Here is a 21,614-nt window from a genome sequence, read left to right on the forward strand (position 1 = left end):
AGAGCAAAAATTCTGTATTTCGGAGGGTGAATGATGGAAAAAGGGATCTTGCTTTATGAAGGTAAAGCGAAACAGATTTTTCAAACGAGCAATGAAGATGAGCTTTGGATTAGTTATAAAGATGACGCTACAGCTTTTAATGGTGAGAAAAAAGAAACATTAATAGGTAAAGCTCGTTTAAACAATGAGATTACTTCACTAATCTTTGAGTATTTGCAAGAAAATGGTGTTGAAAGTCATTTTGTTAGAAAACTCTCTGAAACAGAACAGTTAGTAAAAAAAGTAGACATTATTCCACTAGAAGTGGTCGCACGAAATGTTGTTGCGGGCAGCTTATCAAAAAGGCTTGGCATCGAAGAAGGAACTGTATTAGCTGAACCGATTGTTGAATTCTATTATAAGGATGATTCACTTGGTGATCCGCTTGTAACAGAAGATCATATTGCTGTTTTACAAGTAGCTACACCTGCCGATTTACAAGTATTAAGAGAAAAGACAATTGAAGTAAACAAACGTTTAATTAAATTATTTGATGGGTTAAATGTTCGGTTAATTGATTTCAAACTCGAGTTTGGTCGAACCACTGCAGGAGACATTCTTCTAGCAGATGAAATTTCCCCAGATACTTGCCGTCTTTGGGATAAAGAGACAAACGAACGCTTTGATAAAGATATTTTCAGAAAAAATCTAGGAAACTTGCAAGAAGGTTATCAAGAAATTTTATCACGCTTAGGAGGCGCATCATGTACAAAGTAAAAGTTTACGTTACGTTAAGAGAAAGTGTTTTAGATCCACAAGGAGGAGCTGTAAAACGTGCTCTTCATACTATGAACTATTCAGAAGTAGAAGAAGTTCGTATTGGTAAATACATGGAATTAACATTAACGAATACCGATGACGTTGAAAAGCGTATTGATGAAATGTGTTCTAAATTGCTTGCTAATACAGTGATTGAGGATTACCGTTATGAAATTGAGGAGGTTGTCCCATCATGAAATTTGCAGTAATTGTGTTTCCTGGTTCGAACTGTGATTCTGACATGTTCTTTGCGATACAAGATGCTTTGCAAGAAGAAGTCGAATATGTTCGTTATGATGAAACTTCATTAGAAGGTTTTGATGGTGTTCTTTTACCAGGAGGATTCTCTTATGGAGACTATCTTCGTTCAGGTGCAATTGCATGTTTTGCACCGATTATGGAAGCAGTGAAGCAGTTTGCGATAGACGGGAAACCAGTTCTAGGTGTATGTAATGGATTTCAAATGTTACTAGAGTTAGGTTTGCTACCTGGAGCAATGAAACGGAACGATGGATTGAAATTCATCTGCCGTCCAGTTGACTTAGTAGTAGAAAACAATCAAACAATGTTTACTTCTAGCTATGAAAAAGGGGAAGTCATCTCTGTTCCGGTTGCCCATGGTGAAGGAAACTATGAGTGCGATGAAGCTACATTAGCAACACTTGAAGAAAATAATCAAGTTGTCTTCCGTTATAAAGAAGCTATTAATGGATCAAAAGCCAACATTGCTGGAATTACAAATGAGCAAGGAAATGTACTAGGTATGATGCCGCACCCGGAGCGTGCCGTTGAGAAATTACTAGGAAGCGCAGATGGTTTACGTTTATTTCAATCGATCGTAAGAAATTGGAGGGAATCTCATGTCACTACTTCTTGAACCAACAGCTGAGCGAGTGAAAGAGGAGAAAATTTACCGCGAAATGGGCTTAACAGATGATGAATTTGCAATGATTGAAGAAATTCTTGGTCGCACACCGAATTATACAGAAACAGGATTATTTTCGGTTATGTGGTCAGAACATTGCAGTTACAAAAATTCAAAAGTAGTCCTAAAGAAATTCCCTACTGAGGGAGAACGTGTATTACAAGGCCCTGGAGAAGGTGCAGGCATTATTGATATCGGTGATGAACAGGCAGTTGTGTTTAAGGTGGAAAGTCATAATCACCCATCGGCTATTGAACCATATCAAGGGGCTGCCACTGGTGTAGGTGGAATTTTACGTGACGTTTTCTCAATGGGAGCTCGTCCAATTTCGTTACTAAACTCATTACGTTTTGGAGAGTTAACTTCTCCGCGTGTACGTTACTTATTTGAGGAAGTCGTAGCCGGTATTGCAGGATACGGAAACTGTATGGGTGTACCAACAGTTGGAGGAGAGATTCAATTCGATCCTTGCTATGAAGGAAATCCATTAGTAAATGCAATGTGTGTTGGTTTAATTGACCATAAAGACATTCAAAAAGGTCAAGCGAAGGGTGTTGGCAATACAGTCATGTATGTTGGTGCGAGCACTGGTCGTGACGGTATTCATGGTGCAACGTTTGCGTCAGAGGAGCTTGGAGAAGATTCTGATGAGAAGCGTCCTGCTGTTCAAGTAGGAGATCCATTTATGGAAAAGCTTTTACTTGAAGCATGCTTAGAACTAATCCAAAACGATGCGCTTGTTGGAATTCAAGATATGGGTGCGGCTGGATTAACATCTTCATCTGCAGAAATGGCAAGTAAGGCTGGATCTGGGATTGAGATGAACCTAGATTTAGTGCCGCAACGTGAAAAAGGCATGACACCGTATGAGATGATGCTCTCAGAATCTCAGGAGCGTATGTTAATTGTTGTTAAGAAGGGTCGCGAGCAAGAAATCAAAGAAATCTTTGATCGTTGGGGACTACTATCTGCTGAAGTTGGTCATGTAACAGATGATAAACGCCTTCGTTTGCTTCATAAAGGAGAAGTAGTAGCTGATCTTCCGGTTGATGCATTAGCAGAAGAGGCGCCAGTCTATCATAAACCATCTGCAGTTCCTGCATACTATGAAAAGTTTCAGCAACTAGAGGAAAAAACACCTGTTGTTGAAAACTATAAAGAAACTCTATTAAACTTATTAGCTCAACCAACAATTGCTAGTAAAGAGTGGGTTTATGACCAATATGATTATATGGTACAAACAAATACAGTTGTTGAGCCAGGTTCAGATGCAGCGGTTGTTCGTATCCGTGGAACGAGAAAAGCTCTAGCAATGACAACAGATTGTAACTCTCGTTATATTTATCTAGATCCTGAAGTGGGTGGTCAGATTGCGATTGCAGAAGCAGCACGTAACGTTGTTTGTTCTGGGGGCGTTCCACTAGGTCTTACGGATGGCTTAAATTATGGAAGTCCTGATAAGCCTGAGATTTTCTGGCAGTTAGAGAAGTCTACAGATGGAATGAGTGAGGCTTGTCGTGTGTTAGAAACGCCTGTTATTGGCGGAAATGTCTCTCTCTATAATGAAACTGCGGGAGTAGCAATTTATCCAACTCCAGTAATCGGGATGGTAGGGTTAATTGAAGATGTTGATCATATTACAACACAATCGTTTAAACAAGCTGGAGATTATATCTACTTAGTAGGTGAAACAAAACCTGAATTTGGTGGAAGTGAGTTACAGAAGTTAGTTGAAGGTGATATATCAGGAAAAGCACCAACACTTGACCTAGAATTAGAGAAGAGACTTCAAAAGCAATTATTAACAGCGATTCGTTCTGGTCTTGTAGCTTCTGCTCATGATGTTGCAGAAGGAGGAGTGAGTGTTGCTCTTGCTGAATCTATGACCTCTGGTGAAGTTGGTGCAAGTGTTACATTATCTGGAGAGAAGACGGCTGCTCTATTTGCTGAATCTCAATCTCGTTTTATCGTTACAGTTCCAAGTGATAAAGCTGAGCAATTCGAGGAGCTTGTTGCTTGTGTGAAAATTGGAGAAGTAACAGATACAAAAGAACTTCAAATAAAAGATGATGAACAACGTATCATCCTTAAAGCAACTCAGGATGAAATTGTAACGGCTTGGAAAGGAGCCATTCCATGTTTGCTGAAATCAAAGGCCTAAATGAAGAATGTGGAGTGTTTGCGATTTGGGGTCACAAAGACGCAGCGCACTTAACGTATTATGGTCTTCACAGTTTGCAGCACCGCGGACAAGAAGGTGCCGGTATTGTTGTAACGGATGGAGAACAGTTGAAGGTTCATAAAGGGTTAGGACTAGTAAATGACGTATTTAGTCCAGATAATTTTTCAGATTTAAGTGGGCATGCTGCAATTGGTCATGTTCGTTACGCGACAGCAGGAGGTGGGGGATTTGCCAATGTGCAACCCCTCCTTTTCCGCTCGCAAACAGGTAGCTTAGCGATTGCTCATAATGGTAACTTAGTAAATGCCAATAGCATGAAACATCAGCTCGAGTATCAAGGAAGTATTTTCCAATCGACTTCAGATACAGAGGTTGTTGCTCATTTAATTAAACGTAGTGGTTATAACACACTTGAAGATCAGCTACGCAATGCACTTGAAATGCTAAAGGGAGCTTATGCTTTCGCGGTTTTAAACGAGAAACAGTTAATGGTAGCGCTCGATCCGAATGGACTTCGCCCGCTTTCTATTGGCCGATTAGGTGATGCATACGTTGTTGCATCAGAAACTTGTGCATTTGATTTAATTGGTGCTGTTTATGAGCGTGAAGTAGAACCGGGTGAACTCGTTATTATTGATGAAAATGGGCTTCGCTCAACAAGATTTGCAGGTTCTGCTACAAGAGCCATCTGTAGTATGGAATATGTCTATTTTGCTCGACCTGATAGCAATGTAGATGAAATTAATATTCATAAAGCTAGAAAAAGTTTAGGCAAACAGTTAGCAATTGAGTCTCCGGTAGAAGCAGATGTTGTAACTGGAGTCCCTGATTCTTCTATATCTGCTGCAATTGGCTATGCAGAGCAAACAGGAATACCTTACGAGCTTGGGATGATAAAAAATCGATATGTAGGACGTACATTTATTCAGCCTTCACAAGAGTTACGTGAACAAGGGGTGAAAATGAAACTTTCTGCTGTTCGAGGAGTAGTCGAAGGGAAACGTGTTGTGATGATTGACGACTCAATCGTACGCGGGACGACAAGTAGAAGAATTGTGAAAATGCTTCGTGAAGCTGGGGCAAAAGAGGTTCACGTGCGTATAAGCTCCCCACCGATTACACACCCATGTTTTTACGGAATTGATACTTCAAATTCAGGAGAATTAATCGCAGCGAACCATTCACTTGAAGAGATGAGAGAAATAATGGGAGCTGATTCTCTTGCGTTTTTATCAACAGAAGGGTTAAAAAAGGGAATTGGACGTTCAGATGCAACATCTAATTGTGGCCAATGTCTCGCATGCTTTACTGGAGAGTACCCGACGGAAATTTATCCAGATACGTTACATCCATATGCTAAGGTTTAGAGGAGAAGGGAGCAAGAAGAATGTCGGAAGCTTATAAAAAAGCAGGAGTCAGTCTTGAAGCAGGTTATGAAGCTGTAGAGCGAATGAAGAGTCATGTAAATAGAACACAACGTGCTGGAGTTATGGGTTCACTTGGTGGCTTTGGTGGAATGTTTGATCTATCTACATTAAATCTAAAGGAGCCTGTGCTTGTTTCTGGAACAGATGGAGTAGGGACAAAGTTAATGCTTGCCTTTATGCTAGACAAACACGATACAATAGGTGTTGATGCAGTTGCGATGTGCGTGAATGATATTGTTGTTCAAGGAGCAGAACCACTTTATTTCCTTGACTATATTGCTTGTGGGAAAGCAGTTCCAGAACGTTTAGAAGCTATTGTAAAAGGGGTAGCAGACGGTTGTGAACAAGCTGGCTGTGCGTTAGTTGGCGGTGAAACGGCAGAAATGCCTGGCATGTATTCAGAGAATGAGTATGACTTAGCTGGTTTTTCTGTAGGAGCTGTTGAAAAACAACAGTTAATCAGTGGGGAAGCAATCAAGCCTGGGGATGTCGTCATTGGTCTTTCATCAAGTGGTGTCCATAGTAATGGCTTTTCATTAGTAAGAAAGGTTTTCCTTCATGATCATTCTTTCTCTTTAACGGATTATGTTGAAGTGCTTGGGAAAACACTGGGAGAAGAACTTCTAACACCTACGAAGATTTACGTAAAACCACTACTCGCTTGTTTGCAACAACATACGGTAAAAGGCATGGCTCATATTACAGGAGGCGGCTTCTATGAAAATATTCCGCGTATGTTGCCAGAAGGAGTGCAAGTAAATATCGAAAATGGTTCTTGGCCGGTTCCTCCGATCTTTACTATGTTACAAAAGTACGGAGAGTTAACAGAGAAGGAACTTTTCTCGACGTTTAATATGGGTATTGGAATGGTAGTGGTTGTTCCAGAGGAAGAGCATTTAGCTGTTCTTCGTCTTCTTGAAGAGAGTGGTGAATCTGCTCATGTAATTGGTAGAGTAGAACAAGGCTCAGGTGTGAAAATTGGAGGCATTGAGTAATGAAGTTGGCTATTTTTGCTTCGGGTAGTGGCACGAATGCAGAAGCGATCATTCATGCAGCGCAGCAACAAACACTTGAGATGGAAATTGCTCTTGTTGTGACAGACAAGCCAAAGGCAAAGGTCATTGAAAAAGCAGAACGGTTGAATGTGCCTATGCTTATTTGCGATCCCAAGTCATTTGAGACAAAGGATGCTTACGAAGAACAGGTCGTCAGAGAGTTGAAGAAAAGGCAAGTAACCTTTATCGCATTAGCCGGTTACATGCGATTAATTGGTTCAACTTTACTAAACGCTTATGAAGGAAGGATCGTTAATATACATCCTTCCTTGCTTCCTTCTTTCCCAGGTCTTGATGCAATTGGACAAGCCTTTCAAGCGGGCGTGAAGATAACTGGTGTAACCATTCATTATGTTGATGAAGGAATGGACACGGGTGAAATCATCGCTCAAGAGGCTGTTCGAATAGAAGAGACGGACACTGTGGAGACGTTGCACCAAAAAGTACAAGCAGTCGAACATCAATTGTATCCCAACACATTACAGAAGATCTTTAGATCAGACAGAGAGGTTGAGTAAGAACATGAGCAAAAAGCGAGCATTAGTTAGTGTTTCAGATAAAACAGGAATTGTCGAGTTTGTCCAAGAGTTAGTGAATCTCGGTTTTGAAGTTGTTTCTACTGGCGGAACAAAGAATGCATTACAAGCAGCCGGTGTCCCTGTTATTGGGATTTCTGAGGTAACAGGTTTTCCTGAAATTTTAGATGGTCGTGTGAAAACACTGCACCCTAATATTCATAGTGGTTTACTTGCAATGAGAGAACGTGAAGAACATCAACAGCAGCTTACAGAACATAATATTACGCCAATTGATTTAGTAGTGGTGAACTTATACCCGTTCAAAGAGACCATCGCTAAACCAGATTGTACATTTGAAGACGCGATCGAAAATATTGATATCGGTGGACCGAGCATGTTGCGTGCCGCTGCTAAAAATCATCAGCATGTAACAGTAGTGGTCGATCCAGCTGATTATGAGACAGTAGTATCAGAGTTTTCAAATGCACAAGCTGTTTCAATCGAAACGAAGCGTCGTTTAGCTGCGAAAGTATTTAGACATACAGCGGCTTATGATGCGTTAATCGCAGAGTATTTAACTGAGGCTGTTGGAGAAGAGGAACCTGAAACATTTACGGTGACGTATGAGCGCAAACAGGGCTTACGTTACGGAGAAAATCCTCATCAGAAAGCAACGTTTTATAAGAAGCCGCTAGCAGATCAAAGTTCGATTGCAAGTGCGATTCAACTACATGGTAAAGAACTTTCTTACAATAATATTCATGATGCAGATGCAGCTCTTGCCATTGTAAAAGAATTTGAAGAGCCAGCAGTTGTAGCAGTGAAGCATATGAATCCATGTGGAGTAGGGACAGGTACAACGATTGAAGAAGCATATGGTCGTGCATATGAAGCCGACTCTGTTTCAATATTTGGAGGGATTGTTGCAGCGAACCGTGAAATTGATGAAGCTACGGCACTTAAAATGAAAGAGATTTTCTTAGAAATCATCATTGCTCCTTCATTTACACAAGAAGCATTAGATGTACTAACAGCTAAGAAAAACCTTCGTCTATTAACGGTTCCAATGGACAAACAAGAGCAGCCTGAAGCGATGTTGACATCGATTCATGGAGGTCTTCTAGTTCAGGATGAGGATCATTATGGGTTAGAGAATGCGGAACTTTCTATCCCAACGGACCGCAAGCCGACTGAAGAAGAATGGGAAGCATTAAAGCTGGCATGGAAAGTAGTCAAACACGTGAAATCAAATGCGATCGTTTTGACAAATGGTCAAATGACAGTTGGTGTTGGAGCTGGTCAAATGAACCGTGTAGGTGCTGCTGATATTGCAATCACACAAGCGAGTAAACGTATTGAGGGTGCGGTCATGGGTTCTGATGCCTTTTTCCCAATGGGAGATACGGTTGAACTAGCAGGAAAAGCAGGTGTAACAGCGATTATTCAGCCAGGTGGTTCAATTCGTGATGAAGAGTCTATTGAGATGGCTAATAAATATGGAATTGCAATGGTCATGACAGGAGTCAGACACTTTAAACATTAATAGAATGAGGGGGATGAATCGACGATGAAAGTTCTCATTATTGGAAGCGGTGGGCGTGAGCATGCAATCGCCTGGAAAATTGCTCAAAGTAAGCAGGTAACACAAGTTTTTGTTGCACCTGGAAATGATGGAATGACTGATGTAGCAACTCTTGTGAACATTGCTGAAACAAACTTTGACGAACTTGTGGCTTTTGCTAAAGAGGAAGAGATTGGCTTGACGGTAGTAGGCCCAGAGGTTCCATTATTAGGTGGAGTGGTAGATCGCTTTCAAGAAGAAGGCTTACGTATTTTTGGACCGAATAAAGCAGCAGCAATGCTTGAAGGAAGTAAGTCCTTTGCCAAATCGATCATGAAAAAGTATAACATCCCAACTGGAAGTTACGAGACTTTTACAGATTATGAACAGGCAGTAGCTTATGTAAAAGATCAAGGTGCTCCTATTGTTATTAAAGCAGATGGCTTAGCTGCTGGAAAAGGTGTCGTAGTAGCAATGACGGAAGAAGAAGCTATTACTGCTTTGTCTTCAATGTTAAATGATCAAGCCTTTGGAAAGGCAAGTGAACAAGTTGTGATTGAGGAATACCTTGAAGGGGAAGAGCTATCATTAATGGCATTTGTCCGTGAAGATACAGTAATTCCTATGATTGGAGCACAAGATCATAAGCGAGCGTTAGATGGAGATCAAGGCCCTAACACTGGTGGTATGGGAGCTTATTCTCCAGTACCTCAGTTTTCTGAAGCCGATGTTCTAGAGGCGGTAGAAAAAGTATTACAACCTACGGCAAATGCTCTTATAAAAGAAGGAACTCCGTTTACAGGAATTTTATATGCGGGGTTAATGATGACAACAGCAGGTCCAAAGGTAATTGAATTTAACGTTCGATTTGGTGATCCAGAGACGCAAGTTGTACTTCCAAGATTAAAAACAGACCTAGTTGATGTCTATACAGCTTTACTTGACGGCGAGACTCCTGAATTAGAATGGGATGAAGAAGAAGTGGTTGGAATTGTTGTTGCAAGTGAAGGTTATCCTGGTATGTATCAAAAAGGTACGGTTATTAAAGGACTTCATCAGTTAGATAAGGACATTCTTGTTTTTCATGCTGGAACGAAAAAGGTCAACGATGAATGGACTACGAACGGTGGACGAGTATTACTACTTGCAACAAAAAAAAGCTCACTTCATGAGGCACAAAAACGTGTCTATAGCGAGCTTGAGAAAGTAAGCAAAGAAGGCTTATATTATAGAACAGACATAGGAAATAAAGCTATCGCGCGCGTTTCTTCTTCATGAAAAGATAAAGTAAGGCAATAATACTTCCAATGACCATGGCGTAAATAAACAGACTATCTGTTGCATACTCTTGAATATTAAACATGATGTCAGCTCCTTTTGTATTACTGGTTTAAAAAGGTGTGGGACTCTGTTCTCACATCTTTTACGTTGTTTCAAGGTTGAAAATTAAATTGGAGTAATCTAGTGTTCCGAATTCAAGTGACTGAAACCGTATAAGATCACATAGGATCTTATACGGTTTCTTTTGCTATTTAATTTTGGGAAGTTTCTTCATGACTTGTTTTTTCATGAGAAGGATCTTGAAATGAAACCATGTTTTGCTCTGCTGCGTAAACAAGAGGACAGAAGCGTGTAATGCCTTCTGCTACTTTCATACCGCCACACATAGCATATAGAAGCAACATTCCTTGGTCAGGCTTTCGAACAAGCTTTGCGGTAGAACAAGCAAGGATGGTGAATCCCATTGTAATTCGGCATAATGCATCAACACGACCAATATTTGGTTTCATAAAACTGATCCACCTTTCACATGTTTGTCAATGTTATAATAAAGATTGTAAAAAGATTTCACAAAGTTAGTGAATTTTTGAACAAATTTATGTTACGATTATAAAAATAGAAAGATGAAATGGGTGATGACAGGATGACTGAGAGACTTTACCGCTGGACCAAACAACGTTTACGACAGCAACTAGCTGTTGTTCAAGGAGAGAAAGCTCCTTCACTTGTCCTCAAAAACGCCAATTATTTAAACTTTGCAAGGCGTAAGTGGCTAACAGCAAACATTTGGATTGCGGGAGACCGCATCGTTTACGTAGGAAAAGATATGCCCGCTAATACAAACAATACAGAAGTTGTAGATTGTAACAATAAACGAGTTGTACCAGGATATATTGAGCACCATGCTCACCCTTTCCAACTTTATAATCCCCATAGTTTTGCTAAATATGCATCAGCGAGAGGGACGACAACTCTTATTAACGATAATATGATGTTCTTTTTACACCTCGAAAAAAAGAAAGCGCTTTCTTTGATTGAGGAGTTGGATAAATTGCCAACCTCAATGTTTTGGTGGGCTCGATATGATCCTCAAACTGAGTTAAGGGATGAAGAACCATTATCGAACTCAAAAATGAAGGAGTGGTTAGAGCATCCACTTGTTGTTCAAGGAGGAGAATTGACGGCTTGGCCTAAAGTTTTAAATGGAGATGATTCAACTCTACACTGGATGCAAGAAACAACAAGGCTACGTAAACCAATAGAAGGGCATTTACCGGGCGCCTCGGAGCGGACACTCGCTCAAATGGCTTTGCTAGGTGTAACTTGTGACCACGAGGCTATAACTGGAGAAGAAGTGGTAAGAAGATTAGATTTAGGGTATACAACTTCGTTAAGACATTCATCCATACGCCCTGATCTGCCAAAGTTATTTAAGGAAATTCAAGAACTTGGTGTTGATTATTTTGAGAGATGCCTACTGACTACAGATGGTTCACCACCTTCGTTTTACGAACAAGGAGTAATGGACAACTTAATCAGAATTGCCTTGGATAGTGGTATAGATACGATCGATGCTTATGCAATGGCTAGTTACAATGCAGCCAAATATTATCAACTTGACCATAAATTAGGGATGATTGCGCCAGGGCGTATTGCTCATTTGAATATTTTAGATGACATCAATAACCCTACTCCTACTTCTGTAATTGCTAAAGGTCAATGGATTCTTCGTAATGGAAGAGAATGCAATTATAGTAATGAGTTTCCTTGGGAGAAGTATGGAATAAATTCCTATGAAATTGACTGGGACTTACATGAAGATGAACTTCATTTTTCAATGCCGATGGGAATTGAGATGGTTAATTCTGTAATACTCAAGCCTTATCAAATTCCTATAGAAGGAACAACCCACGTATTAAGTACAGAACATGATGAAAGTTTCTTTGTGATGATTGATAAACATGGAGAGTGGCATATTGCAACCATGATTAAAGGGTTTGCGACCCATGTTTCAGGTTTTGCAAGTTCATTCACAAATACAGGGGACATTATTTTAATAGGGAAAAATGTCTCAGATATGGTGGCAGCCTTTCAAGCATTGAAAGAACAACGTGGAGGTATGACACTCGTTGAGGAAGGTGAAGTCATTGGACGTATTGAGTTGGAGTTATTAGGAATCTTATCATCCAAGACGATGGAAGGTGTAATGGAGGATGAGAAAAATTTCGTCTCGTTATTGAGAGAACGTGGGTATAAGCATGAGGATCCAATTTATAGCTTATTGTTTTTCTCCTCGACTCATTTGCCCTATATTCGAGTTACTCAGCGGGGAATTTATGATGTGAAAAAGAAAACTGTACTCTTTCCTGCTATTATGCGTTAAACTAAGAAAGAGACTTGCTTGCTTTAATGTGTTAATTTGAAAAAGGTCGTGTGTGATATGAAGAAAAGCTGGAAATATCTTTTTATTTTAACTGCTTTGATCATCGGCGGATGTGCAAATAATGATCAAGCGGTTGAAGAAGCGGAAGAGCTAGAACAGGCTGAAGAAGAGTTAGTTGAAGCTCCTTCCTTAAATACTTATCCGCTTACAGGTCTTGAAACAGAGGAGGAAATCGACAAGCGAGTGATTGGTGTAACGATAAATAATCACCCTGCTGCTCGTCCACAATCTGGCTTAAAAGATGCTGATATTGTTTATGAAATTTTATCAGAATATGAAGTTACACGATTAGTTGCTTTATATCAAAGTGAGCTTCCAGAAAGAGTTGGTCCTGTAAGAAGCGCACGACCTTATCATATTGATTTGGTGAATGGTTATCAGGGGATACTAGTTCATCATGGCTGGAGCCCAGAAGCGCAAGTGAGGATTGAAAGAGGAGAGATTGATTCTTTGAATGGTTTAGCTTATGATGGAACCCTTTTTCAGCGTTCATCTGAGCGGAAGGCTCCTCATAATTCCTATATTACCTCCGAGCACATCGTTGAAGGGGTCATGGAACTTAATTATTCATTGGAAAGCGAAGTGACTCCACTGACTTTTCATGAACAGGATGATATACGAGTTGTTGGCGTTGCTGGTGACAACATCGAGATTAACTACTATAATTTGAACCGAGTTCATTATGAATATGATGAACAAAGCGGTTATTACCATCGTTATAACGGTGAAGATCAAACGATAGATCTAGAAAACGAGCTGCCAATTGAGCTTTCCAACCTGTTTATAGTCGAGACCGGGCACACTGTTCTAGATGATCAAGGCCGGCGAGCGATCGACTTAACATCTGGGGGTAGAGGGATTTTATTCCAAAGTGGAATTGCAATGGAAGTGAATTGGGAAAGTAGAGATGGACAAATTATTCCCGTTAACGATGGTCAAATAGTACCTTTCAAACGAGGACAATCTTGGATTAACATTGTACCTACAGACCCAGGTTTGGAAAAAATGGTCACTTATTAATAGCTCTAGAAAGGTGAGGGACATATGCAAATAGATAAACTTCGTGGCAAGGAACTAGATCAGTTATTTAAGGCGATTTTATCTTTACGTGATCTTGAAGAATGCTATGAGTTCTTTGATGATTTATGTACAATTAACGAAATTCAATCGTTAGCACAGCGTTTGGAAGTTGCAAGAATGCTTCAAAACGGCTTTACGTACCATAAGATTGAGACGGAGACAGGTGCTAGTACAGCAACGATCTCTAGAGTGAAACGCTGCTTGAATTATGGGAATGATGGCTATAAAATGACACTCGATCGAGTAAAAGAAAGTGAATTACAAGTAGAAGAATAAGAAGGTCGCAGGAGATATCCTGTGATCTTTTTTTGTTTTTGGAAAATGTACTTATCATTTACAGTACACCTGATTGTCAGGTTATCTTTCCGACCGCGTGTATTTTCTTCACTTTCATACTACAATAAGAAAACATATATCAAAGATCGGAGTGGCAAAAATGATAAAAGAACAGTTACAACGAAGGTTAGCTGCAGCTTCTAAACGAGAAAAGTGTGATTTGGTTATAAAAGGAGCGCAAATCATTGATGTTTTTAGCCTAACGTTATTTGAGGCGGATGTAGCTATTACGGATGGGGTGATCGTTGGATTAGGAAATTATTCAGGAATTAAAGAAGTAGATGCAAAAGGAGCTTATCTCGCACCAACATTTATCGATGGGCATGTTCATATTGAGTCAGCAATGGTACCACCTGAGGAATTTGCAAAAGTCGTCGTTCCCCGTGGGGTAACAACAATTTTTGCTGACCCACATGAGATTGCAAATGTTGGAGGGTTAGAAGCTGTAACGTACATGATCGAGGCTTCTAAAGGCTTGCCACTTGATGTGAAAATGATGGCGCCTTCGAGTGTTCCAGCAACTGACTTTGAACATAACGGAGCTGAATTAACTGCAGAAGACATTGAGAAACTTTTTGATCACTATCAATCATTCGGACTTGCAGAAGTGATGGATTATCCAGCAGTTTTAAAAGGGGAAGAACCGATCCTTTCAAAGCTTTTAGCTTCAATCGAGCGAGGGAAGATAATTGATGGCCATGCGGCTGGGTTAGATGAGGTAGGCTTGAATGCTTATCGAGTAGCCGGAATTCAAAATGACCACGAGGCCGTTACAGCAGAAGAGGCGCTCGCTCGGTTAAGGAGAGGAATGTATGTGCTAATGCGAGAGGGAACAGCGGCCAAAGATTTAGAAGCTTTGCTGCCAATCTTGACACCGGAAAATGCTAGGCGTTGTGTGTTTTCGACAGATGATAAGCATTTGGATGATTTAATTAATGAAGGTTCAATAGATGCGAGTATTAAAAAAGCGATCCGGTTAGGTGTCAACCCTCTTCAAGCAATTCAGATGGCTAGTTTGAATGCAGCTGAGTGTTTTGGAATTAGAGATAAAGGGGCTATCGCACCTGGTTATGAGGCGAGTTTTGTCTTTATTCGAGACTTAAGTAATCTTGAAATAGAATCAGTTTTTATAAAAGGTGAGCATGTTGCTCAAAATGGTAAAATGCTTAAAGATATTCGTGAGCCAATTAATCCTCCAGCCTTTTTGATGAAAAGTGTTCAACTTGCACCTTTAACAGAAAAAAGCTTACAACTTAAACTTACGAATCGAAAGGCGAATATAATTGGCGTGACACCTGGTTCAATCGTTACAGAACACCTTGTAGAAGAAGTGGATGTTCTTGATGGTTTCTTCCAGCCAGCTGTTTCTAGGAATCAGTTGAAGCTTGTAGTAGCTGAAAGGCATCATAAGCTTGGACATGTTGGGGTAGGGATTGTTAAAGGAATTCCGATAAAAGATGGAGCTATTGTAGCAACGGTGGCCCATGATTCTCATAATATTGTTGCGTGCGGAACTGACGATCAAAGCATTAAACAAGCAATTGAACATGTTGCAACGATTCAAGGAGGGATTGCGGTTGTGAAGAGCGGCAAAATCCTTGCAGAATTGTCCTTACCGTTAGCGGGATTGATGTCACTTGAACCATTTGAAGAGATAAATAACTCCCTACAGAAATTGGAAGTTGCTTTGAAGGAAATAGGCTTTGAAGAGGACTGGAATCCGTTTTTGACATTGTCCTTTTTAGCTCTTCCTGTTATTCCATCATTGAAATTAACCGATACAGGGCTCTTTAATGTTGAACAATTTAAGCATATTTCTGTAGAGCAAGGATAATATACAAAAAAATAGTCATATTCCTCCCCTTGAAAAAGGAAGGGAATATGACTATTTTTTATTTCCTTGGTCCTTGGCTAAGGCGATATAGCTTCATATCTAAATAAAGGCCAATCCGTTGAATAGGGTCTTTTAATTGGATATTTGTAATTTCTTGAATTCGTTTTAAACGGTAACTCAATGTGTTTACATGAATATGAAGTTCCTTCGCAGCTTCATTCATATTGGCATCTTTGTCAAGGACAACTTCGAGAGTTTCATATAATGAAGAGGCATGTTGTTTATCATAGAGTTGTATTTTCGTAATAGCTGGATTTATTGGTAGATTTCTTTCTTGTTGCAATAATAAATCTAGATGACGAAAGACCCCTAACTCATGATAGAAATAAGCATTTTTTATCATAGCACCGTTACGGTGTTTGAGTTCGACTACCTTTTGAGCCTCTTGAAAGCTATCAGTAAGCTTAGCATAGTCTTCGTATAAATACCCAGATCCAATATGCATTGTATCAATGTTAAAACGCTCTTTCATTTGGACTTGTAATGTTTCCATGAAGTAAATCAAGTCTGCTTGTTTTGAATGTTCATGGTTGGGGTTCACAAGACATATTATACGGTTGTCATCGATCGTATGGATGAGCATTGTAACTTTACTAGTAGTCTTAATAATATATAAGATATTACGATAAAGGGAATCAGAGATCTCATTAAAGTGAAAGATCATTATTGATAAAGACTTAGCGGTAATACCCGCTTTTTCGAGGAGCTTAGCCGTTGCTTCATGTGTATTTGTATCGCCTGTGATAATTTGCCATAGTAACTCTTGATGGTTTTTTTCACGGCGCTTTTTTTGCATATTTAATTGAAGCAGAAGATTCTTTGCTTTACTTGCGGCAAGTTTTAGTAATTGTTTATCTTTTGTTGTCAGCTTTGTATCAACTTCTATGACCCAAATATATCCTAACACTTCTTGGTTTTTTCGAATTGAAACAGCGACGCGGTTTCGAAGCCCAATATCTGATATATCCTCAATATCAAGGGGTTCATCGCTCTGATTTAAGGTAGGAATAACTCCTTCCTTCCAAAAACGGTTAACAACTTTTTCAGGAACCCGGCGACCAATAATAGTCGAAATTCTTGCTGCATCGGTTGTATCATCGTGGGAGCTATAGGCTAGTAATTGGTGATTTGCATCTTCAAGTGTAACAGGACAATTAAGAGTCTCACTAACTGTGTCGACGAAATCTTCGAGAGAATCAAAGACACGATCAAACTTTTTTGTATCCATCGTTCAACTCCTCAGACCGAATTATTTAGTAGGCAAAGGACCAATAGAAGGCTTTGCGATTTTTCCTATTTGTTACTATAGCATAGATTTTAAAAATTAACTTGCATTCCAATTAAAAAAGGATTATTATCATTCTAAATAATGATAATAATAAACAAGGAGTGGCCATGAGTTCTAATAAAGCAGATTTGATGCTTCACCCGGTTCGAATGAGGATCATCCAAGCGTTAATGACATATGAAGAAATGAACGTACAACAATTGCTTGAAAAGCTACCAGATATTCCACAGGCGACCATGTACCGACATTTAAAACAACTGCTAGATAATGAATTAATTGAAGTGACTGCAACAAATAAAGTAAGAGGAACAATAGAAAAGACCTATGCTGTGAGAAAGGATAAGATTACTCTTTCTGAAAGTGATCTGCAAAATACATCGACAGAAGAGCATATTCGTTATTTCATGGCTTATCAGGCAAACTTATTAAATGAATTTGAGCGATACGTAACTAAACACACACCTGATAAGTATAAAAGCGACGGAATGGGATATTGGCAGACAACAGTAAATCTAACAGAACAAGAAATGACACAGTTAGGTAAGGAACTGTCAGAAGTTATTCAAAAATACGCCCGAAATAAGCCAACAGCTGAACGGAATCCACGTACATTTGCAACTGTTTTTATCCCACAAAAATAGGGGGCAATAAAGTTGAGTGAAAAAAGCGTACAATTTGGTTCGAAAATAAATATTTATGGTACATTAACGATTCCAACCATGACAGAAAAGAAACTGCCTGCCGTCCTCATAGTCCCGGGTTCAGGACCTTTAAATCGGGACGGAAATGGAAAGAGGAAAGGACAGAAATTAAATCTCTATAATCAACTGGCTCACTTTTTAACGGAAAAAGGATTTGTTTCGTTGCGGTACGATAAAAGAGGAACTGGTCAAAGCGAGGAATCGTTTATTGAAACTGGATTCTGGGATTTGGTAGAGGACGCAAGAGAAGCGGTCGACTTTTTAAAGCAAGATCAGAATGTTGATCCTAAGAAAATTTTTGTTTTAGGTCATAGTGAAGGATGTATGTTAGCCGCTGAGATTTCCAAAGAGAATGATTTAGCTGGGTTGATGTTGGTTGCTGGTGCAGCGCAATCATTAGCAGAAGCTCTCGTTTACCAGCGCGAACAAAGCATCCAAGAACTGAAGAAATTAAAAGGAATAAAGGGAAAATTACTTTCTCTTTTTAACGTTGCAAAGAAGGCGGAGAAACAGGGTCAAACGTTTGATCAGAAAGTGTTGAACTCAAAAAAAGATGTCATTCGTTTCCAAGGTGTTAAAATTAATGCCAAGTGGTTTCGAGAACATTTTCAAACCAATGTCTACCAAAGTTTAGCTGAAGTAGATTGTCCTATCTTTGCTGTAACAGGTTCAAAAGATTTACAGGCAACACCGGAGAGAGTTTACGAAATCGTGAAACATACAAATGTTGAAACAGAAGCACGAATTATTGAAGGCATGAATCATATGCTTCGAGAACAAAATGAAGATTACGGCATCCTTGAACTTAAGAAGGCATATAAGAATGTCGGAGAAAAGCCTATCTCAAAAGAATTACTAGAATCGCTAGAAAGCTGGTTAATGAAGCATGTCTGAATGGCTTAAATATTTCTTAATTGCTGTTGTAGTGATGGCTCAACTAGGTGGCATTGTTCTGATATTTGTAAATGTCACATGGGCAATATGGGCATTTAGTGTGTATGGTATTGGGATAGTCATACTCATTGCTGTCTTTATCGTTGAACGTTGGAAAGAAAAAAGGGAGGAAATTGATTATGATGATTGTGACTACTGATCAGGTGGCAGGGTATGAGATAGTCGAAGTAAAAGGGTATGTAAAAGGAAGCACCATCCAAACAAAGCACATAGGACGTGATATTACGGCTGGTCTAAAAGGAATTGTTGGTGGTGAGATTAAAGGCTACAACGAGATGATGACAGAGGCGCGTAAGCTAGCTATGCATCGCATGGTTCAAGAAGCTGAAGAAAAAGGGGCTAATGCAATTATTGGGATGAGAATGCAAACATCCACAGTGATGAGTGCAGCAGCCGAAATTATTACGTACGGAACGGCAGTTGTGCTTGAGAAAATCAATTAGCTATCTTCGCCTAGAGGCAAGCGCCTTTGGGCATTTTTGATTTTGTAAAAGGAAAAAATCCCTTGCTTATTAAAAGATACTAGATTACTATATACAATATATCGTAATTAAATGATTGTCTAACAACTATATATTGATTTCGCGGAATGATAGGTGCCTTAACGGCTTAATAGGGAATCTGGTGGAAAACCAGAACTGCCCCCGCAACTGTAAGTGTCGACGAAATGAGGGATCCACTGTGCTAAGTAACAAAGCATGGGAAGGCTCATAGTAGGATGAAGCACGAGTCAGGAGACCTACCTACATTTCTAGTCAAACTTTCTTCGGGGTGTGAGAAGTAAGACGGCAATGAGGTGGGTAACTGGATCATTCTATCACCGCTCATTTTTCTTCTTACGCCGTTTTACGCTCTTTCTCCAATACCTAGGAGAAAGGGCGTTTTTTATTTGATAAGGAGGAGTAAAAGTGCAAACAACTGTAATGTCTAGTGAAACATTGATAGAACAGATTAAAGAATTTGAAAGGGTATTGCCACAGATTGATTTTAAAGCATATAAGGAAAAGGTTGAGCAAATTTTTGCAACGAAAAAGAGTATGTCAGAGGAGCAACTAACGAATGTACTAATTTTATCTTGTATTGAAAGGATTTCGATGGAAGAGCCAGATTGGACCTATGTAGCAGCAAACATTTATCTGAATCAGCTTTATAAGAAGGCTGCTTGTTCAAGAGGGTATAATTCAAGTAGTCGTTATGGTTCCTTTTTGAAATTAATAGAAGAACTAACAGAGAGAGGAATTTACTCTGAAAAAATTTTACAGGAGTATTCTAAAGAAGAATTAATAGAGATGGAAACGTTGATTGTTCCAGAGCGCGATTCGAACTTTACATACATTGGTATTCTTACATTAGCCGATCGATATTTAGCTAAATCTCATAGTGGAGATATATATGAGCTTCCTCAAGAGAGATTTTTACTTATCGCTGCGACGTTAATGATGAACGAGTCAAAGGATAAGAGAATGAACCTCATTAAAGAAGCATACTGGGCTCTATCTCACTTATATATGACGGTGGCAACTCCGACATTAGCAAATGCAGGAAAAAGTTATGGGCAATTGTCTAGCTGTTTTATCGATACTGTCGATGATAGTTTAAGAGGGATTTATGATTCGAATACTGATATAGCAACTTTGAGTAAAAGTGGAGGAGGGATCGGTGTCTATTTAGGTAAATTGCGTAGTCGAGGTAGTGACATTAAAGGGTTTAAAGGAATATCCTCTGGTGTTATTCCGTGGATGAAGCAATTAAATAATACCGCTGTAAGTGTTGATCAGTTAGGACAAAGGCAGGGAGCGATAAGTGTTTATTTAGACGTTTGGCATCGTGATATTTATAGCTTTTTAGCAGTGAAATTAAATAACGGTGATGAAAGGCAACGTACGCATGATTTATTCACAGGAGTAAGTATTCCTGATTTATTTATGGAAAAGGTTGAAGCTCGAGAATCGTGGTATTTGTTTGATCCTCATTCGGTCCGTAAAGTGTTAGGGTTTAGTTTAGAAGATTATTATGATGAAGAAAAAGGGAAGGGAAGTTTCCGCGAGAAGTACGAGCGATGTATAGAAGCTGCTACTAATGGTTTATTAGGGGAGCAAGGGAAAGTTTGGGACGTTGTACCAGCAATTGATATTTTAAAAGAAATTATGAAAAGCCAGCTTGAAACAGGAACTCCGTATATGTTTTATCGGGATACGGTCAATAGAGGTAATGCCAACGGTCATCAAGGAATGATCTATTGTAGTAACCTGTGTACCGAAATTACACAAAATATGAAGGCAACAACCGTTATTGAAGAAAAGACTGTGGACGGCAAGATAATTGTTATAAAAGAGCCAGGAGATTTCGTTGTGTGTAACTTGTCGTCAATTAATCTAGCAAAAGCTGTAACGGAAGATGTATTGGAAAGGCTTGTACCGATTCAAGTTAGAATGCTAGATAATGTGATAGACCTAAATACGATCCCTGTCCCTCAAGCGCAAATAACGAATGAGAAATATAGAGCTATTGGTTTAGGAACTTTTGGATGGCACCATTTGCTTGCTCTAAAAGGAATTAAATGGGAATCAAAGGAAGCGGTAACGTTTGCAGATCAATTATATGAAGAGATTGCTTTCCTAACAATTGAGGCAAGTAATGAGTTAGCAAAAGAAAAAGGAGCTTACCCTCTCTTTGAACATTCAGATTGGGCAACAGGCAATTATTTTGATTCACGTCAATATACGAGCGAAAAGTGGAACGCCCTTAAGAATAAGGTTAAAGAAAACGGAATTCGAAATGGCTATTTGATGGCTGTCGCTCCGAATTCTACAACAGCAATTATTGCTGGGACGACTGCGTCTATAGATCCTATCTTTAAAAAAGAATACTCAGAGGAAAAGAAAAACTACAAAGTTCCCGTTACGGCGCCTGACCTTTCAGCTGAGACGACATGGTATTACAAATCAGCTTATGAAATTGATCAAGTGTGGAGCATAAAGCAAAATGCAGCACGCCAACGTCATATCGATCAGTCAATTTCTTTTAATCTTTATGTCAAAAATACGATTAAAGCGAAAGAGTTATTAAATATTCACCTAGAAGCGTGGAGATCAAATTTAAAAACGACTTATTATACACGATCAACATCTATGGTTGAAATTGAAGAGTGCGAAAGTTGCTCTTCCTAGG

21 protein-coding genes and 1 riboswitch are annotated in these 21,614 nt (G+C 39.4%); of the genes, 18 read left to right on the plus strand and 3 right to left on the minus strand.

The genetic code is table 11. The features are described 5' to 3' along the window. The first annotated feature begins 33 nt into the window (after positions 1–33). Genes purC through purD form a run of 9 tightly spaced genes read left to right on the plus strand, consistent with a single transcriptional unit; the run spans position 34 to position 9,744 of the window. Positions 34–756: a phosphoribosylaminoimidazolesuccinocarboxamide synthase gene (purC, locus tag BkAM31D_RS01770; protein ID WP_066158519.1), complete on the plus strand. Its 723-nt coding sequence runs from the start codon at positions 34–36 to the stop codon at positions 754–756. Further along, positions 744–995 (plus strand): phosphoribosylformylglycinamidine synthase subunit PurS, encoded by a 252-nt coding sequence (gene purS, locus BkAM31D_RS01775; protein WP_066158517.1) that lies wholly within the window; start codon positions 744–746, stop codon positions 993–995. Before purC ends, purS begins: the two co-directional genes overlap by 13 nt. Next, entirely contained in the window at positions 992–1,675 is a 684-nt protein-coding gene (gene purQ / locus BkAM31D_RS01780; protein ID WP_066158514.1) for a phosphoribosylformylglycinamidine synthase subunit PurQ, read from the plus strand. The genes purS and purQ overlap by 4 nt, the downstream gene beginning before the upstream one ends. Continuing rightward, positions 1,659–3,884 carry a phosphoribosylformylglycinamidine synthase subunit PurL gene (gene purL / locus BkAM31D_RS01785; RefSeq protein WP_066158512.1) on the plus strand — a complete coding sequence of 742 codons (2,226 nt, stop codon included), beginning with the start codon at positions 1,659–1,661 and terminating at the stop codon, positions 3,882–3,884. The genes purQ and purL overlap by 17 nt, the downstream gene beginning before the upstream one ends. Beyond that, on the plus strand, positions 3,860–5,272 hold the full coding sequence (gene purF / locus BkAM31D_RS01790; RefSeq protein WP_066158510.1) for an amidophosphoribosyltransferase: 1,413 nt from the start codon (positions 3,860–3,862) through the stop codon (positions 5,270–5,272). The genes purL and purF overlap by 25 nt, the downstream gene beginning before the upstream one ends. Positions 5,273–5,292: 20 nt before the next feature. Continuing rightward, positions 5,293–6,327, plus strand: coding sequence for a phosphoribosylformylglycinamidine cyclo-ligase (purM, locus tag BkAM31D_RS01795; RefSeq protein ID WP_066158509.1), 1,035 nt, complete (start codon positions 5,293–5,295; stop codon positions 6,325–6,327). Further along, entirely contained in the window at positions 6,327–6,905 is a 579-nt protein-coding gene (purN, locus tag BkAM31D_RS01800; protein ID WP_066158506.1) for a phosphoribosylglycinamide formyltransferase, read from the plus strand. The genes purM and purN overlap by 1 nt, the downstream gene beginning before the upstream one ends. A gap of 4 nt (positions 6,906–6,909) precedes the next feature. Further along, a complete protein-coding gene (purH, locus tag BkAM31D_RS01805; RefSeq protein WP_066158504.1) occupies positions 6,910–8,448 on the plus strand; it encodes a bifunctional phosphoribosylaminoimidazolecarboxamide formyltransferase/IMP cyclohydrolase in 1,539 nt (512 codons plus the stop codon). 24 nt (positions 8,449–8,472) lie between these two features. Then, positions 8,473–9,744 carry a phosphoribosylamine--glycine ligase gene (gene purD, locus BkAM31D_RS01810; protein ID WP_066158503.1) on the plus strand — a complete coding sequence of 424 codons (1,272 nt, stop codon included), beginning with the start codon at positions 8,473–8,475 and terminating at the stop codon, positions 9,742–9,744. Here purD and BkAM31D_RS24775 read toward each other — a convergent pair. Both BkAM31D_RS24775 and BkAM31D_RS01815 read right to left on the minus strand, forming a co-directional pair. Beyond that, complete coding sequence (locus BkAM31D_RS24775; protein WP_369692355.1) at positions 9,719–9,829, minus strand: EYxxD motif small membrane protein; 111 nt, start codon at positions 9,827–9,829, stop codon at positions 9,719–9,721. The genes purD and BkAM31D_RS24775 overlap by 26 nt on opposite strands. Positions 9,830–9,998: 169 nt before the next feature. Further along, entirely contained in the window at positions 9,999–10,256 is a 258-nt protein-coding gene (locus tag BkAM31D_RS01815; RefSeq protein WP_066158500.1) for a YgaP family membrane protein, read from the minus strand. Between the two features lie 134 nt (positions 10,257–10,390). Between BkAM31D_RS01815 and BkAM31D_RS01820 the strand changes: the two genes are divergently transcribed. The 4 genes from BkAM31D_RS01820 to ade all read left to right on the plus strand — a co-directional run bounded on the left by BkAM31D_RS01820 (position 10,391) and on the right by ade (position 15,440). After that, entirely contained in the window at positions 10,391–12,130 is a 1,740-nt protein-coding gene (locus BkAM31D_RS01820) for an adenine deaminase C-terminal domain-containing protein (RefSeq protein ID WP_066158499.1), read from the plus strand. 57 nt (positions 12,131–12,187) lie between these two features. Continuing rightward, on the plus strand, positions 12,188–13,210 hold the full coding sequence (locus tag BkAM31D_RS01825) for a DUF3048 domain-containing protein (RefSeq protein WP_066158497.1): 1,023 nt from the start codon (positions 12,188–12,190) through the stop codon (positions 13,208–13,210). A 24-nt stretch (positions 13,211–13,234) separates the two neighbouring features. Continuing rightward, complete coding sequence (locus BkAM31D_RS01830) at positions 13,235–13,546, plus strand: YerC/YecD family TrpR-related protein (protein ID WP_066158496.1); 312 nt, start codon at positions 13,235–13,237, stop codon at positions 13,544–13,546. Between the two features lie 160 nt (positions 13,547–13,706). Next, positions 13,707–15,440: an adenine deaminase gene (ade, locus tag BkAM31D_RS01835; RefSeq protein WP_066158494.1), complete on the plus strand. Its 1,734-nt coding sequence runs from the start codon at positions 13,707–13,709 to the stop codon at positions 15,438–15,440. Between the two features lie 58 nt (positions 15,441–15,498). On the opposite strand, the gene BkAM31D_RS01840 is transcribed toward ade, so the two are convergent. Then, positions 15,499–16,728, minus strand: a complete 1,230-nt coding sequence (locus tag BkAM31D_RS01840; protein WP_066158492.1) for a PucR family transcriptional regulator — start codon at positions 16,726–16,728, stop codon at positions 15,499–15,501. 167 nt (positions 16,729–16,895) lie between these two features. On the opposite strand from BkAM31D_RS01840, the gene BkAM31D_RS01845 reads away from it, so the two are divergent. The 5 genes from BkAM31D_RS01845 to BkAM31D_RS01865 all read left to right on the plus strand — a co-directional run bounded on the left by BkAM31D_RS01845 (position 16,896) and on the right by BkAM31D_RS01865 (position 21,613). Beyond that, positions 16,896–17,429 (plus strand): helix-turn-helix domain-containing protein, encoded by a 534-nt coding sequence (locus tag BkAM31D_RS01845; protein ID WP_066158490.1) that lies wholly within the window; start codon positions 16,896–16,898, stop codon positions 17,427–17,429. A gap of 12 nt (positions 17,430–17,441) precedes the next feature. Further along, on the plus strand, positions 17,442–18,383 hold the full coding sequence (locus BkAM31D_RS01850) for an alpha/beta hydrolase (protein WP_066158489.1): 942 nt from the start codon (positions 17,442–17,444) through the stop codon (positions 18,381–18,383). Next, a complete protein-coding gene (locus tag BkAM31D_RS01855; RefSeq protein ID WP_066158487.1) occupies positions 18,376–18,582 on the plus strand; it encodes a hypothetical protein in 207 nt (68 codons plus the stop codon). The genes BkAM31D_RS01850 and BkAM31D_RS01855 overlap by 8 nt, the downstream gene beginning before the upstream one ends. Continuing rightward, a complete protein-coding gene (locus BkAM31D_RS01860) occupies positions 18,563–18,886 on the plus strand; it encodes a YbjQ family protein (protein WP_066158485.1) in 324 nt (107 codons plus the stop codon). The genes BkAM31D_RS01855 and BkAM31D_RS01860 overlap by 20 nt, the downstream gene beginning before the upstream one ends. Positions 18,887–19,020: 134 nt before the next feature. Then, positions 19,021–19,204: riboswitch (cobalamin riboswitch) on the plus strand. Positions 19,205–19,366: 162 nt separating this feature from the next. Further along, positions 19,367–21,613 carry a ribonucleoside-diphosphate reductase subunit alpha gene (locus tag BkAM31D_RS01865; RefSeq protein WP_066158538.1) on the plus strand — a complete coding sequence of 749 codons (2,247 nt, stop codon included), beginning with the start codon at positions 19,367–19,369 and terminating at the stop codon, positions 21,611–21,613. Position 21,614 lies beyond the last annotated feature (1 nt).

This window comes from Halalkalibacter krulwichiae (genome assembly GCF_002109385.1).
Lineage (GTDB): Bacteria > Bacillota > Bacilli > Bacillales > Bacillaceae_D > Halalkalibacter > Halalkalibacter krulwichiae.